We start from the raw sequence: 13,766 nt of genomic DNA, 5'->3' as shown, positions 1-13,766 counted from the left end.
GAAAAAGGCGGGATGTGCCCGATTTTGGCACTTTCCTTGGGGATTGGGGGAAATCCCGGCCGGTTCCATTACCCGAAAAGGAGCCCAGGGCCCATTCAGGGGATCAGCGGAAAACCAAAAATAGCCAATAATTTTAATGGCTTGACAGCTAAAACCGGCTGTTTTGCCCGGTTTTCCTGGCTGCCGGGCATCTTAAAACAAACAAAATCAGGGGAAGGTGGTTTTCAGCGGTCCTTAATGGGCCCGCCGCCGGTTTCTTCCAGGCGGCTCCGCCAGGCCCAGGGGGGCATGGTGTCCCGGTCGCTCCAGATGCCTTTTTTCAGTTTCCGCGTCTGGTGCTCGGTCTTGTCCAGCACCGGATCGTGCGGGAGCGCCATCCGGTACCACCAGACGAGTCCTTCCTCCAGCATGAGGTGGCTGAGGTTCCGGCCATCCGGCAGCAGGATGAGGGCCGCCTTCTGGCCCGGCTGTTCTTCCTTCTGGGGGGTGATCTTCACCTTTTTTCCGGTGGCCGTTTTCCCAAGAAAATCAGCAGATTCCTTGCTGAACGGCTGGCCCGGTTCCGGTGCGTCCACCCCGGCGAGGTGGTAGGTTTCGGTCTGCTTCGCCTTGTCCCGCCGGACCTCCAGGGCGTCGCCCGACACGGCCTTGACGACGGTGGCCTCGAAGGTTTCCTGGGCGGCGGCCGGGGCGGCCAGCAGGAAAATACCGAGCAGAAAAGTCAGGCTGTGCAGTCCCGGTTTCCGGTTCATTTGGCGAATATCCTCCGTTGGGTCGGAATCTAAAGGCGGAATACCAATCGCTTGTCGCGGGCTTTTGTAGGTCAGCGCAGCCACAGAATCAAAAGCGAAACGGCCATGCTGGGCACGGTGACGAGAATCCCGACGGCCATGAACGTCCGGAGCGGAATCGCCACCTTCGACCGGCGGCAGCTCTCGATCCACAGGAGCCCGGCGAGCGAGCCGATGGGCAGCAGGCGGGGCCCGATGTCGCCGCCCACCAGCGCGGCGAGGATCTCCCGGCGGCCGGCTTCGGGGACCGCCTCGAGCGCCAGCAGGTTGATGATCGCCATCGGGTGGTTGTTCACCAGCGCCGAGCCCAGCGCCGAGACGCCACCGATGACGGCGAGGTTCATGGTGGAATAGAACGAGGCGATGAAATCAATGAGCCCCACATTCCGCATGCCGACCGCCAGCACGTAGACGCTGAGGAGAAACACGAGAATGTTCCAGTCCACGCTGTAGATCACCGTCTGGCGGACACCGGCCGCCGACCGCACCGACAGGGCGAGGGCGACGGCGGCGCCCGCAAAGGCGACGAGCCAGATGCTCGGGCCGTCAATCAGCGCCACGACCGGGTAGGCTGCGACCATCGCCAGCAGCAGGGCGACAATGGCCTTCTGGGAGCCGTCCATGGCGGTTTCGGAGGCGGGGGGCTCCCCGCCCTCCGGGGCCATTGCCGCCAGTTCGCGCCGGAAAAACCAGGCCGCCAGCGGAAGCACGACCGCCCATCCGGCCACGGCCACCGGGATCATCCAGCTGGCGTACTGGTTGAAGTTGAGGTGGGCATAGCTCGCCACGATCATGTTCATGGGGTTGGCGACGACAAAGGGCGCCACGCCGATCGACAGGAAGACGGCGAAGGCGAACGGGACCGCCAGTTCCTCGCGGCCGGGGAACCGCTGCCGGACAAGGGCAATCACCAGCGGCGTCACCAGCAGCACCATCGCGTCGTTGTTCAGGATCGACGACACGAGGGCGCTGAAGAGGAACACCCGGACAAAAAGGCCGTGGGCCGTCTGAACGGGCGAGGCGAAGATCCGGCGGGCGAGGGCGTCCATGACGCTGGTTTCCCGGGCCACGGCGGCCACGGTCATGATCGAGACAATGGTGACGAATGGCCGCCAGTGCAGCGCCCCGGAGGCGGCGACATCCCGCCAGCCGACGACGCCGGCGGCGAGCATGACGAGCGCGCCGAACCCGGCGGCCGTGGCGGGCCCCACGCGCCACGAGGGGGTGATCGCGGGCCGGATGACCGTCAGTCCCACCGTGGCCGCCATGGCCGAATAAGCTATCAGTTCACGCATGCTTTCAGGGACGGTATGGGCTTCAGCCAGCTTCCTTAGAAATATTGGTTCAGGGGGAGGAGTCCAGACAATTGCCGGTGCCGGATCTTGGCCCCCCGCGACCCCGTTTGGGGGGCGGGTATATCTTATATACCGAAGCCTAACCAGAGAATTGTTGACAATTTCAGCTTGACCGCCGGTTCCGCAATCCGTTAAGCGTTGTGCCTATCAGGCGGTCTGGGGCCGATATTCAAGGGAAGCGGATTACCTAAACGCCATGTTCCGGTAAGGGTGCCGAAGGGCACAAGATTTCCGTTATGCGGAAACCGGGGCCGTCTGCGTACATGAAAAAACAGGGGAGAAATGGGGACAATCCCGTTCCACCTTCAAGGAGCAACCTGATCCATGAGCGAACCACGCAACCAAGAACGCACTGGCAACTATGTGGCGGGACTTGTCCTGTCCCTGGGGGCGATGATCGCGCTCCTCAGTACGCTGGTCTACCACGGCGGATACTGGAACTTCCTCGCCAACACCCGGCTCCTCGACCTGATGATCAAGGCGGGCATCATCCAGTACCACGACCGCAACGCCGGATACACCTACATTCCGGATCCCAAGTACTACCTGCAGTCGCAGGATCCGGTCCGCTGGGACATCATCCTGCTCGTCGTCGCCATCTTCTTCTTCGTGTTCGCGTTCAAGGCGCTCCAGTTCCACGGGATCGCCAAGCTCCTGGGTCTCAAGACCAACCTCGGCCAGAACCTGCGCGCCTACTGCTACAGCCTGTCCTGGAACAAGGTCGCCCCGTTCGGCTTCGGCAACACGGCCGCCGCGCTCGCGCTGAAGGACGAGGGCGTCCCGCTGGACCGCGCCAAGTCCGTGGTGTTCATCCAGGGCCTGTTCGACATCTTTGAGATCATGGTGTTCGGCTTCGTCGGTCTGGCCATTTTCGGCTGGAGCGAGTGGTTCGCGCAGATCTTCTGGGCGCTCTTCATCCTTGGGCTGGCCTACGGCCTTGTGCGCCGTACCTACCCCGAAACCGAGGACACCGGCGGCGTCAAGAACTTCCTTGACCGCGCCCGGCAGGGCATCCGCCTGGTGGCGGGCCAGCCGATCACGGCCGTGTGGCTGGGCTTCCTGTCGCTGGCAGCCTTCGAGCTCCAGGACGGCGCGCTCTACTTCATTGCGCAGGGGTTCACGGCGACCCATGTGTTCATCATGCCGGACTACAACACGACCCTGATGGCGATCATCGCCTACCACATCGCACGGCTCGTCCGGTTCACGCCGGGCGGTATCGGCCAGAGCGAGTGGGCGCTGGCGGCCGCCATGTACGTGGGCGGCATGGGATTCCCCGAGTCGATGACCATCGCCATGCTGCACCTGGGCGTGCGGCTGTTCTCGGCCGGCAACTTCCACTTCCTCGTGACGAACGGCTGGGAAGGCTCGGTCAAGACGACGCTGGCCGAGATCCTGGCGGCGTTCCGCCGCAGCGACGGCAAGGCCGAACCCAAGGACCAGCCTGGCGCGTCGGTCGAGCAGGATGCACCGGCCGATTTCCCGCAGGTGCCGCTGGAGCGCGCTCCCCACGCGTTCGCCCTGTGGGAGCGGTTCTCGGTCTATGGCCTGATCTTTACCGGCCTGTTCTTCCTTGACCGGTTGAGCATCGTGCTGCTCGACAAGTGGTTCCTGGAAGCGGTCGGACACGAATCGGTCTTCTGGACCAACTTCGGCATGGGCGCGAAGCTCTTTATCATCGGCTTCCTGATGACGGCCGTTTCGGTCGCCCTGCCAGCGTTCATGAACCCCGTCACCGCAAGGCAGCGCCGGTTCATCATCAACCTGGCCCTGATCGCCGGTTCAGTGGGCGCCTACTTCCTGTGCCTTGAGTACCGCGACTTCCTGCTGTTCGGCGGCAAGCCGTTCGGCGAGGCCGACCCGGTGTTCGGCAACGATCTCGGCTTCTACGTCTACGAGCTGTCGAACTACTGGACGATCTGGTATGCGCTCCTGTTCGGAACGACCGCGGGCGTCCTGTCGGCGATCGGCTGCTCCTACATGGTGTGGGCCAACGAGGGCCGCCAGCTTTCCGGCACCGGCCTTTCGCGGCTCTGGCAGCTGGCGGGCCGCCTGGCGACCCGTCCGGTCCTCATTCCGCTGACGATCTGGGGCGTGATTCTCGCTGCCGGGGAATGGCTGTCACGTTACAACATCCTCCTGAAGGCCAACGAGAAGCACGTCATCAAGCAGGGCGCCACCTACCTCGACACCGAGGGGCTGCTCTCCAACCTGAACTACATCTACGTCACGACGCTCGTGATTCTCGGAATTACCATGGCCGTGGTGATGTACCTGAACAACCTGAACCGTGTTGCCGGAGAGGCGCAGCCGCCCGAGGGCTGGCGCGAGGGACAGATCAAGCTGCGGAACCTCGTGTTCCTGCTCATCCTGGCTGACTTCGGCTTCAAGGGCCTCGTCGGCATCAAGGGCAACATCTATGTCCGCCCGAACGAGCCGGTTATCCAGCTCGGACACCTTGGGAACCACATCGAGGCGACCCGCAAGGGGTTCGACCTGAACAAGGTCACCCAGAAGGAGTTCATCCCCAACTGGCACGGCGACCCGATCCCCACGGCTGAAGAGATCCTCAACAGCCCGGCGGTGCGCAATGCGCCGCTGTGGCCGGGCTTCACTTCCTATCTGGAAGCCCAGCTCGATCCGCAGCACTCGCTCCGCATCCTCAAGACCCAGGGCGACAAGATCATCTACGGGCCGACCGAGGAAATCCTGTGGCAGCAGCAGAAACTGCGCGCCTACTACAACTTCCTCGGCATCGATTCGGTCCGCTACGCGATCGACGGCGAGAAGCAGTTGTTCTTCAGCGCCATCCGCGAGGTTCCGCTGGTGGAGCCTCAGCCCTGGCTCGCCTGGTGGGGGCAGCAGTACATGCTGTTTACCCACGGCTATGGCCTGGTGATGGGCAAGGCCGGGCAGAGCACGCCTGAGGGCGACCCGGTCTACGTGTCGAAGAACATCCCCGTCCAGACGGCTTACGATGTTCTCAAGGTCGAGAACCCCCGCGTTTACTATGGCGAGGGTTCCGGCACGATCGCCTACACGAACGTCAAGAACATGAAGGAACTGGACTACCCGACCGAACAGGACCGGGCCGAGTTCATCCTGCCGCCGGGCGACGGCACCGGTGTCCACATCGATTCGCTGGTCAAGCGGCTCGCCTTCGGCTGGGAGAGCGGGCAGTTCTTCGATGTGCTGTTCAGCGGCCTCATTACCAGCGAGACCCGCGTCCACTACAACCGGGTTCCGGTGGAGCGCCTGAACCGGATCGCGCCGTTCCTCTATTACGACACGAACGGCCATGCGTTCGCCAACGGTGACCGCATCACGTGGGTCTTGAACGGCTTGACGACGAGCAATGCCTACCCGAACAGCTGGATGGGCGACCTCGGCGACAAGTCCGACGAGCGCACCCGCTACCCGCGGCCGCACCGCTGGGCCAACTACATCGAGGACTCGGTGAAGGCGACCGTGGACGCCTACAGCGGCGAGGTGAAGTTCTACAAGATATCGGACTCGCCGCTGATCGAAACCTGGTCGAAGATCTACCCTGGCCTGTTCACCGACGGGAAGGAGATGCCGGCCGCGGTGCGGTCGCAGCTGACCTACCCGGTCCAGTTCTTCCACGTGCAGTTCGATGACGTCTACATCTACTACCAGATGCGGGATCCGATGTATTTCTTCAACATGGAAGATATGATGGACGACGCCGACGAGGTGCTCGGAGCGGTCATGGACAACGGCAAGGCGATCACTTTCTCGGCCGAGCCGATCAACTACCTGTTCGAGACGGGCGGCACGCTGCCCGAATCGTCCGAGAAGGTGCAGTAAGCCTCATGATGCCGTTCACCGGCGAGAAGGCACTGAACCTTCGCGGCCTGCCCATCGCCTACCAGGACGGCGACGACTACGGAAAGATCACCATGCTGATGGTGCCCAAGGGCCGCTTCTATCCGGGCCCCGAGCAGGCGGACGCCGCCATCGACCAGAACCCGGATATCAGCCGCCAGCTTTCGTGGTGGAACCGCATGGGCGCGGATGTGATCCGCGGTCATACGATGTCGCTCATCGTGGGCAACGAGGTGATCTATGTGGAGCCGATCTTCCTCCGCTCGCAGCAGAACCGCACGACCCAGATGAAGGCCGTCGCGGTCGTGTTCCGCGGCCATGCACGGCTGGGATCAACGCTGGAAGAGGCCCTGCGGGCGGCGCTCAAGGCCGCTTCGGAAGGCCCTGCGCCGGTCATCAACCAGTAACCGCATAGCGGTTTGGCCGGACAACCAGAAAACCCCTCCCAGCTGGGAGGGGTTTTCTCTTTTCTGCCCGGCTGGCCCTTAAGCGAAGCTGACTTGTTCAGGCAGACGCGGCCGCCCGTTCCACCGCCTCGCGGTTCCGGAACATTGCGTTCAGTTCGCCGCCCGCTCCGAACAGTCTTTCCCGCCACTCCTTTTCAATGGCGCGGGTGTCGTGCTCGTCGGGATGAAAGCGCGTTTTCATGAAGGCCGGCATCTTCGGCAGGATGTTCGTGAGAAAGCCTTTCCGTCCCAGCAGGGCGCCGAGCCCCCGGAGATGTTCCCTTATGCTGAACGCCTCGCCCTGTTTCACCACCAGCCAGACGAGACTGAATGCAATGCCGGGAAACAGCGCGGCAATCACCAGCGGTCCTGCGAGCACCCGTTCCAGATGCTCGTGACGGCTCACTTCGCGGTGAACGTCGAAGGCCACTTCCTTGTGTTCGAGTTCCTCGAGGGCATGCCAGCTCCAGAGACGCAGCATCTCGGGATCGGCGCCTGTCCGGAACCGCGTGTCGGTCAGCCAGGCTTCGGCGAGGTGGGCCGTGAAATGCTCCATGAAAGTCGTGCAGGCGAGCTGTTGCGAGGCGGGGAGCCGCTCCAGCAGTCCCAGGCTGAACCGGATCATCCGGTCTGGCATCGCCATGTCGAAACCGTGTGCCACGAACCATTCGTTCAGCCGTTCGTGCTCGCGTCCGTGGATGGACTCCTGCCCGATGAAACCGGAGACTTTCGCCCGGAGGGTTTCATCCGTGAGCTGGTCCCGGAACCGGCGGACCGATTCGACAAAAAACCGCTCGCCCGGCGGAAAGATCGCCGAGAAGACGGCAAACAGCGAGGTTGCCAGCGGGTTCTGATCGTAAAAGAAGAAGCGGGGCTTTTCTGCCGGGTGGACGAAATCCATATGACGGACGGGAACACCGGCCCTGGCTCCGTTCAGCTTGCGGGCCTCGGCGTCCATTGCTTCACGCAATGCGTTTGTGTTCATGGTTTCTGCTGAATCCTTGCTGGTTTCGGGTTGATTGTGAGCATCAGTGTCTTTATGCTAATCCGAACAATAGTTCGGGTTCAATTCGGATTGGAAGATGCCACGTAAACCCATTCAGAAACGGTCGAAGGCCACTGTTGAGGCCATTATCGAGGCAGGCTTTGTCTGCGTCGCCCGGCATGGTCCTTCGGATACGACGACCCGCCAGATAGCGGATGTTGCGGGTATCAGCGTCGGTTCGCTGTATGAGTATTTCCGCGACAAGGAAGATATCTTCGTTGCCATGAACCGGAAGTTCTCGGACGACGTGGTGGTGCTGATCCGGGAACTGACACCCGAGGTGGTTAAACTCGAGATCCGCGAGGCGATCCGGCTGCTGGTCGCCCGGTTCGGCCAGTTCCTGACCCGCAACGACGGACGTTACCTGTCGATCGCCCGGCAGCTCATCCGGGCCGAACCGCTGGACAGTATCGAACCGGTGAGCAAGGCGCTCATGGATCTTCTGGTCCAGTACCTCAGCAACCATCCCGAATACATGAAGATCCGGAACATCCCCACGATGGCCTACATTCTCGTCAATGCCGGTATCTTCGTTGTCCTGCGCCAGCTCACTTCCGAGAACCCGCCGGTGACCTACGAGCAGGTCGGCGAGGGACTCGCCTATCTCGTCAGCTACTACGTTGACCGTGAAATCGCACAGGGAAGTTGACGGAAGGCGCACTGCGCGGCGGAGGGTGTTCGGTCCGGTCTGGAAAGCCGCAAGGGAAGAGCAGGCTTTGGCAGAACCCCAGCCACGACCGGCCTGACCTGCTTACGGAACCAGGCGTTGCCGGGGCAGTCGCCCGTCGTTTCTGCCATGATCAGCAAGAGAAAACCCCGGCCACCCTTTCAGGTGGCCGGGGCCTTCGGAGTGTCGCCTGGACTACAGTGTCTTCAGGTATTCGATGATGGCGAGCCGCTCGGCATCGGTGAGCACCGAGTTGAACTCGTGGCCCTTGTTGCCCTGTCCGTAGCGGTGGGTGTTGAAGATCTTGCGATCTTCCATGTGCGAATCGCTGAGAATCGGCGGGAACAGTATGTTCCAGGCGAGAATGATGTTCGAGAACAGCGGGTTCAGGATCATCTGGAACAGCGGGTCATTGTACTCGTCGTTCGGGTCGCAGTTGATGTACGGCGTCACCGACGGGTTCAGCAGGGTTCGCCACTTGCAGGCGACGGTGTCGTATTTCCAGCCCATCTTCACCGGGTCATACGCGCGGGCGATGTCGGTGTCGAAACCCATGATGACGTTCTTCAGCTGGCCGAGCTTCCATGAGGGCTGGGGCTTGGACTTGCGGCGCCAGATGGGCTTGCGGTCGGCGGGCTTGAGCACCTCCCACACGTTCGGCACCGAGCCGTTGTGGAAGTAGGGGGCGGTCGCCCACACGCCATAGAGCGGCGGTGCGAGGTAGCCCAGTTCCCGGTCGCCGCGCAGGCGCTTCTGGTTCTGGGGGCCGCAGTCGTTCTCGGTCCCGTAGGTCGTCGGATAGCCGAAGAAGTTCTTGGCTCCGGCCTTCTGCACGGACTCGTTGTTGACCTGCCACCGCACCGGGTTGGTTCCGATGATGTTCTGCGGAACGATGTAGCTGGCGATGCCTTCCAGCTCCGGGCTCACGAGGAACGTGGGGTCGTTCACGAACTTCGGTGAATAGGCCCCGTGGCACGCGGCGCAGGAGCCGTTGCCCTGCGGGCGGGGAATCGGGTTCTTCCGTGTGGGGTCCCACATGTCGAGCGTGTGGAACAGCACGGCGCCCTGCTCGGCCAGCGTCTTGTTGACGGCGAGCGGGTAGACCGGGGCCTTCAGGCTCTCGATCCAGGTGTTGAGCGGCGGACCGTTCGCCCGCATCCAGTCCTGCCCTGCCTCGCTGATCTTACCGAGGAGACCGCCGAACAGGCCGAAGAAGGGGGTGTAGAACACCATATCGACGCGCGGGGCATCCATCGGGAACACGCCGTCCGCGAACTTCACGGGGCGGTGGCCCATGTTCCACCAGGCGGGAGTGTCCATGCCGGCGGAAGTGCCCGACGTGAGGACACCGAAGAACTCCGACGGTGTGAGGAGCTTCTCGTCGGGGAAGATGAAGGCGAGGTTGATATCGCTCGCGTTGTTGGTGCCGCGGGTGTGGTTGAGGTTGGCGATCACCGCGAACGAGGCGAGATAGCCCAGCGGCAGCATGTCGCGCAGGAACAGGTTGAGATCCGCCAGGCTGCTGCCGCCGCCGTGGGTGAGCGTGTTGCCAACGACACCGCTGTGGCAGGCGTGACAGGTGATCCCGATGCGGCCGGTCCATTTGCCGGTTTTTGGATCGCGGAGCTGGGTGAACATCTCCGGCAGCTTGCCGGTGCCGCCGTTCGTCCGGTTGGGATCCTCGCCCGGCTTCGGGTACGGATTGCTGCCGGTCTTGAAGCCCGAACCGTAACGTTCGCTCACGAGGAGGTCGAAGTTGTCCGGGCGCCAGAGGTGGCTGCCCCAGATCTTCCAGACGTTGTTGAACTGGGCGGCGGTGAAGGTCGCGATGCCGAAGCCGGCCTCCAGGGACATGGGATTGTCGCCGGAAAACAGGGCGCCCACCTTGGCTCCGCCCGTGAGCAGCAGCTCGTCGCCGCGGTTGAACCGCTGGCGGAGCTCGCCGCAGGTCTTGGCGTGGCCAGCCTCCTTAACGGCGGCTTCGTCCACATGGCAGTCCTTCCAGAAGGCGTTGAAGTGGACAGCGCGGCCGTCGCTCACTCCGGGCTGGACCTGCGTGCGGGGATCAGGCGGCAGGATGGCGCTGTCGGGCTTGCCGTAGCACCAGTCCCACAGGGGCGAACCGCCCCGCTTGCTCCCCAGGAGCGCATTCGGATTGGAGTAGGCAACCGTACCGGAATACGAGGTCGCGGTCGGGTCGTAGGCCATCGCATCGCTGGCCTCCTCCATGTAGATGTCTTCCTGGCCCTCGATGCCTTCGATCGTGACGCTGGCGGTGTCACCACAGCTGGCCAGCACCCAGATAACCGCCAGGACTCCGGCTGCCGCCGGTATAAATGTTTTTTTCAGCACGACATTCTCCTCCCAGAACATATTCCTGTTTTATTCTTGCGCTTGGCCGGGGCTTTCCTCCCCCGGCGGGTAAGATGAGAAATAAAATGGATTTATAATTACTGCCATAGGGGCGACAGTAATGTCAAGAAGATTTTATTACTCTCATATCTATCGAGAAATGCTGGTAATTTTGCATTACCTGTGGAGTCGTCCTATATCCCGCCCAGCCGGTTTCCTTAAGGAGTTCTCATGTCCAGAGCCAGAAGAAGGGAGATCGACAAGGCCTCGCCGGAGGGGGGTTCCGCCCGTAAGGCGCCTGTCCGGCCGGCTGAAGCCGCTGGCGGCAATACGGCGCCGGGCGATCCGGTCCGCGAGAGGATACTGGCCGCCTTTTCGGCCTGGGCGCGCCGGTCGGGGATCCGGTCGGTGGTGATGGGTGAGCTGGCCACGCGGCTCCGCATGAGCGCCATGACGCTCTACAAGCATTTCGCCTCCAAGGACGAGATCGTGAACACGATGGTGGACCGGTGGGCCGACGAGCTGGCGGCGATCAATGCGCTCGAATGGGACAAGGTAAAGGACGGCAAGTCCGCCCTGGAAACGCTGCTCCGCTGGTCGGATGCCTGGACGGCGAGCATGAGCGCGGTGAGCCCGGTCTTCTTCGAGGATCTCCGCCGCGACTATCCCGATGCCTGGGCCCGCTTTCAGGGGCTCATCATCAAGCGGCAGCTCGATTCGGCGCCATACTTCATCCCGCTGCTCCGCAAGGACATAAATCCCATGGTCTCCCTGCGCCTGCTGAACCGGCTCGTCATGCTGGCCGCCGACCCCGCTTTCGGCGAACGGTTCGGCATCTCGCGGCAGGAGGCCGTGCGCACGGCACTCTCCATCTGGGGTGGCGGGGCGCTGAAGGAGCGCACCATACTGGAGAGCCCATCTCCGCGTACACCGGCCGCGCCGGACAGCGATCTCGTCATGGAGAGCCGGAACTGGCCGGGAGAGGACGGGTGACGGGGTTGCCTGCCGTTTACAGGTACGGCCGGAGTTCCTAGGCCTCGAACCGGTAGTCCTTCAAGGGGTAGTGCCCCGCGCTCCAGATCCCCATGGCGGTCGGGGTGGGGCGGAGCAGCGGCGATTCGCCGTGCTGGTTGAAGTAGTAGCTGTTCGACGAGGCGCAGCTCCCGTTCACGAATACCGTGCTCTTCAGGTTCCGTTTCATCTGCGCCACGAACCTCTCCTGCGCGCCGCTTTTCACCTCGAACTCGCTGGCGCCCCGCCGCTGCATCTCCGTCAGGCAGCGGGCGACATGCTTCATCTGCGCCTCGATGGCGAAAAAGTAGGAAAGACCGGTGAAGGCGAACGGGCAGGCAAAGTAGAAGAGATTCGGGAACCCGTTCACCGTGATTCCCTCGTACGACTGGTAGCCGTTCTGGTCCCACCAGGTACCGAGTTCCACTCCGTCCCGGCCGGTCACGTCGAAGGCGGGGAAGTTCCCTTTCTCCCAGACCTTGTAACCGGTCGCGAGGATAAGCGTGTCGATCTTCCGCTTCCTGCCATCCCTGCTGACGATACCGTCCGGCTCGATATGGTCGATTCCGTCGGTGATGAGCTCCACGTTCTTCCGCATGAAAGTCGGATAGTAGTCGTTCGAGAAGGTCGGGCGCTTGCAGCCGAAACTGTAACCGGGCGTGAGCTTGCGCCGCAGCTCCGGATCGGGAATCTGTCGGGCCATGTGCGCCTTGCAGGCCCGTTCCATCGAGTCGGTCAGGAAGCTGAACTCCCGGTAGTGGAGGGCGCCGGTGACCATCACCATTTCAAGGATAGACGAGGTGAAGTACCGGGCGAGCCGCTGGGTCAGGGGGAGCCGTTCAAACAGCTTTTGCACGGATTCCGGTATCTCGGCGTCGAACTTCGGCGTCACCCAGATCGGTGTCCGCTGGTAGACGTCCATCTGGGCGAGCTTCGGGGCGATCTCCGGCAGAAGCTGGACGGCCGTGGCACCGGTGCCGATGACCGCTGCCCGCTTGCCGGCAAGGTCATAGCCGTGGTCCCACCTGGCCGTGTGAATGACCTTGCCCTCGAACGAATCGAGGCCGGGAATGTCGGGCATCTTGGGTTGCGCGAGGAAGCCGGTGGCCAGAATGAGGATGCGGGCCGTGACCGGCGGCCGGCCTTCGGTGTGGACGGTCCAGTAGCGGCCGTTCTCGCTATAGACAGCCTTCTCCACGCTGGAGCCGAAGCGCATGAACCGGCGCAGGTTGTATTTGTCCGCGACATGGTTGGCATAGCTTTTCAGCTCGCCGCCGCGGGCATAGACCCGCGACCAGTGCGGGTTGGGTTCGAACGAATAGCAGTAGGTCGTCGAGGCGATGTCCACGGCGAGGCCGGGATAGGTATTCACGTGCCACGTCCCGCCGGCCCCGTTTTCACGGTCCAGGATCAGGATGTCGTCGATCCCCATCCGGTTCAGCTGGATGGCGGCGCCCATGCCGCCGAAGCCGGCGCCCACGATGATGGCCTCGTGATCGGTCACGGCGGGCGGAATCCTGGACGGATGTTTTTCGTGGGCTCTCTCCGGCGAGATATTCATGGTGCTGCCTCTCCCTGATGCTGCTGGTTCCGGCTTCAGGCCCTGATCCCGTCGAACATCAGCTTCTCGATGGCGTCAATCCACGTCTCGACCAGTTCGGAGCTGCCTGTCTGGCCCACTCCGCGACGCATCGCCTCGAAGATGATCGCGTTCAGGGCCATGCTGGTGATGCGCGTGTCGAGGTCGGCGCGGAGATAACCGCGCTTCTTGCCGTTGACGAGATAGGACTCGGTGATCTGCGCGCTGATGTCCCACGACCGGTTCACCGCCTCGGTCATCTCCTGGTCCACCGCCATCGCCTCGTGGAGGAGGATGCGGGCAATCCGGGGATCCTTCTGGATCACTTCGAGCAGCTTGTGGCCCCACCGGCGGACCTGCGCCCGGTATTCGGCCAGCGTGCGCGAGGCGTCCGGCGGCTCGGAGGCGATGGCCGCCGCCAGCCGCTCGGCCACCTGCATCACGACCGACAGGAAGATGTCGCGCTTGTTCTTGAAGTAGCGGTAGAAGGTCCCGTGCCCGAGCTTCAGTTCGGCGGCGATATCGGCAATGCCTGCGTCGCGGTATCCCTTTTCAGCAAACACCTTGTAGGCCGCCTGGATGATCTCCCGGCGGCGCTGGTCCAGTTTCGTGTCGGTGACGGGATCCGTCGTCATTCGGAATGACATATCATTCCCAATGTCAGGCTGTCAATA

General features: G+C 62.7%; 10 protein-coding genes. 4 read left to right on the top strand and 6 right to left on the bottom strand.

Translation table 11 applies throughout. The features are described 5' to 3' along the window. Positions 1 to 224: 224 nt before the first annotated feature. Entirely contained in the window at positions 225 to 752 is a 528-nt protein-coding gene (locus KIT79_03920; GenBank protein MCW5828445.1) for a thermonuclease family protein, read from the bottom strand. 71 nt (positions 753 to 823) lie between these two features. After that, the gene (locus KIT79_03915; protein ID MCW5828444.1) at positions 824 to 2,086 is read right to left on the bottom strand and encodes an anion permease; all 1,263 of its coding nucleotides are present in this window, start codon (positions 2,084 to 2,086) and stop codon (positions 824 to 826) included. A 384-nt stretch (positions 2,087 to 2,470) separates the two neighbouring features. Here KIT79_03915 and KIT79_03910 point away from each other — a divergent pair, with 384 nt between their 5' ends. Then, positions 2,471 to 5,974: a UPF0182 family protein gene (locus KIT79_03910; GenBank protein MCW5828443.1), complete on the top strand. Its 3,504-nt coding sequence runs from the start codon at positions 2,471 to 2,473 to the stop codon at positions 5,972 to 5,974. 5 nt (positions 5,975 to 5,979) lie between these two features. Next, positions 5,980 to 6,399, top strand: a complete 420-nt coding sequence (locus tag KIT79_03905) for a UPF0182 family protein (protein ID MCW5828442.1) — start codon at positions 5,980 to 5,982, stop codon at positions 6,397 to 6,399. Between the two features lie 97 nt (positions 6,400 to 6,496). Here KIT79_03905 and KIT79_03900 read toward each other — a convergent pair whose 3' ends face one another. Further along, positions 6,497 to 7,396, bottom strand: coding sequence for a metal-dependent hydrolase (locus KIT79_03900; GenBank protein ID MCW5828441.1), 900 nt, complete (start codon positions 7,394 to 7,396; stop codon positions 6,497 to 6,499). 124 nt (positions 7,397 to 7,520) lie between these two features. Between KIT79_03900 and KIT79_03895 the strand changes: the two genes are divergently transcribed. Then, the gene (locus KIT79_03895; protein ID MCW5828440.1) at positions 7,521 to 8,132 is read left to right on the top strand and encodes a TetR/AcrR family transcriptional regulator; all 612 of its coding nucleotides are present in this window, start codon (positions 7,521 to 7,523) and stop codon (positions 8,130 to 8,132) included. A gap of 213 nt (positions 8,133 to 8,345) precedes the next feature. Here the strand turns inward: KIT79_03895 and KIT79_03890 are convergent, their stop codons facing one another. Beyond that, positions 8,346 to 10,502, bottom strand: coding sequence for a hypothetical protein (locus KIT79_03890; protein MCW5828439.1), 2,157 nt, complete (start codon positions 10,500 to 10,502; stop codon positions 8,346 to 8,348). 231 nt (positions 10,503 to 10,733) lie between these two features. On the opposite strand from KIT79_03890, the gene KIT79_03885 reads away from it, so the two are divergent. Continuing rightward, the gene (locus KIT79_03885) at positions 10,734 to 11,495 is read left to right on the top strand and encodes a TetR/AcrR family transcriptional regulator (protein ID MCW5828438.1); all 762 of its coding nucleotides are present in this window, start codon (positions 10,734 to 10,736) and stop codon (positions 11,493 to 11,495) included. 37 nt (positions 11,496 to 11,532) lie between these two features. Here KIT79_03885 and KIT79_03880 read toward each other — a convergent pair whose 3' ends face one another. Continuing rightward, on the bottom strand, positions 11,533 to 13,074 hold the full coding sequence (locus KIT79_03880; GenBank protein MCW5828437.1) for an NAD(P)/FAD-dependent oxidoreductase: 1,542 nt from the start codon (positions 13,072 to 13,074) through the stop codon (positions 11,533 to 11,535). A 35-nt stretch (positions 13,075 to 13,109) separates the two neighbouring features. Then, positions 13,110 to 13,727 carry a TetR/AcrR family transcriptional regulator gene (locus KIT79_03875; GenBank protein MCW5828436.1) on the bottom strand — a complete coding sequence of 206 codons (618 nt, stop codon included), beginning with the start codon at positions 13,725 to 13,727 and terminating at the stop codon, positions 13,110 to 13,112. Positions 13,728 to 13,766: the final 39 nt, after the last annotated feature.

This window comes from Deltaproteobacteria bacterium, from assembly GCA_026129095.1.
In the GTDB taxonomy this organism is placed as follows: Bacteria; JAGRBM01; JAGRBM01; order JAGRBM01; family JAHCIT01; genus JAHCIT01.
This window is presented reverse-complemented; position numbering and strand designations above follow the sequence as displayed.

Bases quoted from the DNA above. Each gene is read 5' to 3' on its own strand.
- KIT79_03920 (MCW5828445.1), bottom strand. From the start codon at position 752: ATGAACCGGAAACCGGGACTGCACAGCCTGACTTTTCTGCTCGGTATT.
- KIT79_03915 (MCW5828444.1), bottom strand. From the start codon at position 2,086: ATGCGTGAACTGATAGCTTATTCGGCCATGGCGGCCACGGTGGGACTG.
- KIT79_03910 (MCW5828443.1), top strand. From the start codon at position 2,471: ATGAGCGAACCACGCAACCAAGAACGCACTGGCAACTATGTGGCGGGA.
- KIT79_03905 (MCW5828442.1), top strand. From the start codon at position 5,980: ATGATGCCGTTCACCGGCGAGAAGGCACTGAACCTTCGCGGCCTGCCC.
- KIT79_03900 (MCW5828441.1), bottom strand. From the start codon at position 7,396: ATGGACGCCGAGGCCCGCAAGCTGAACGGAGCCAGGGCCGGTGTTCCC.
- KIT79_03895 (MCW5828440.1), top strand. From the start codon at position 7,521: ATGCCACGTAAACCCATTCAGAAACGGTCGAAGGCCACTGTTGAGGCC.
- KIT79_03885 (MCW5828438.1), top strand. From the start codon at position 10,734: ATGTCCAGAGCCAGAAGAAGGGAGATCGACAAGGCCTCGCCGGAGGGG.
- KIT79_03880 (MCW5828437.1), bottom strand. From the start codon at position 13,074: ATGAATATCTCGCCGGAGAGAGCCCACGAAAAACATCCGTCCAGGATT.
- KIT79_03875 (MCW5828436.1), bottom strand. From the start codon at position 13,727: ATGACGACGGATCCCGTCACCGACACGAAACTGGACCAGCGCCGCCGG.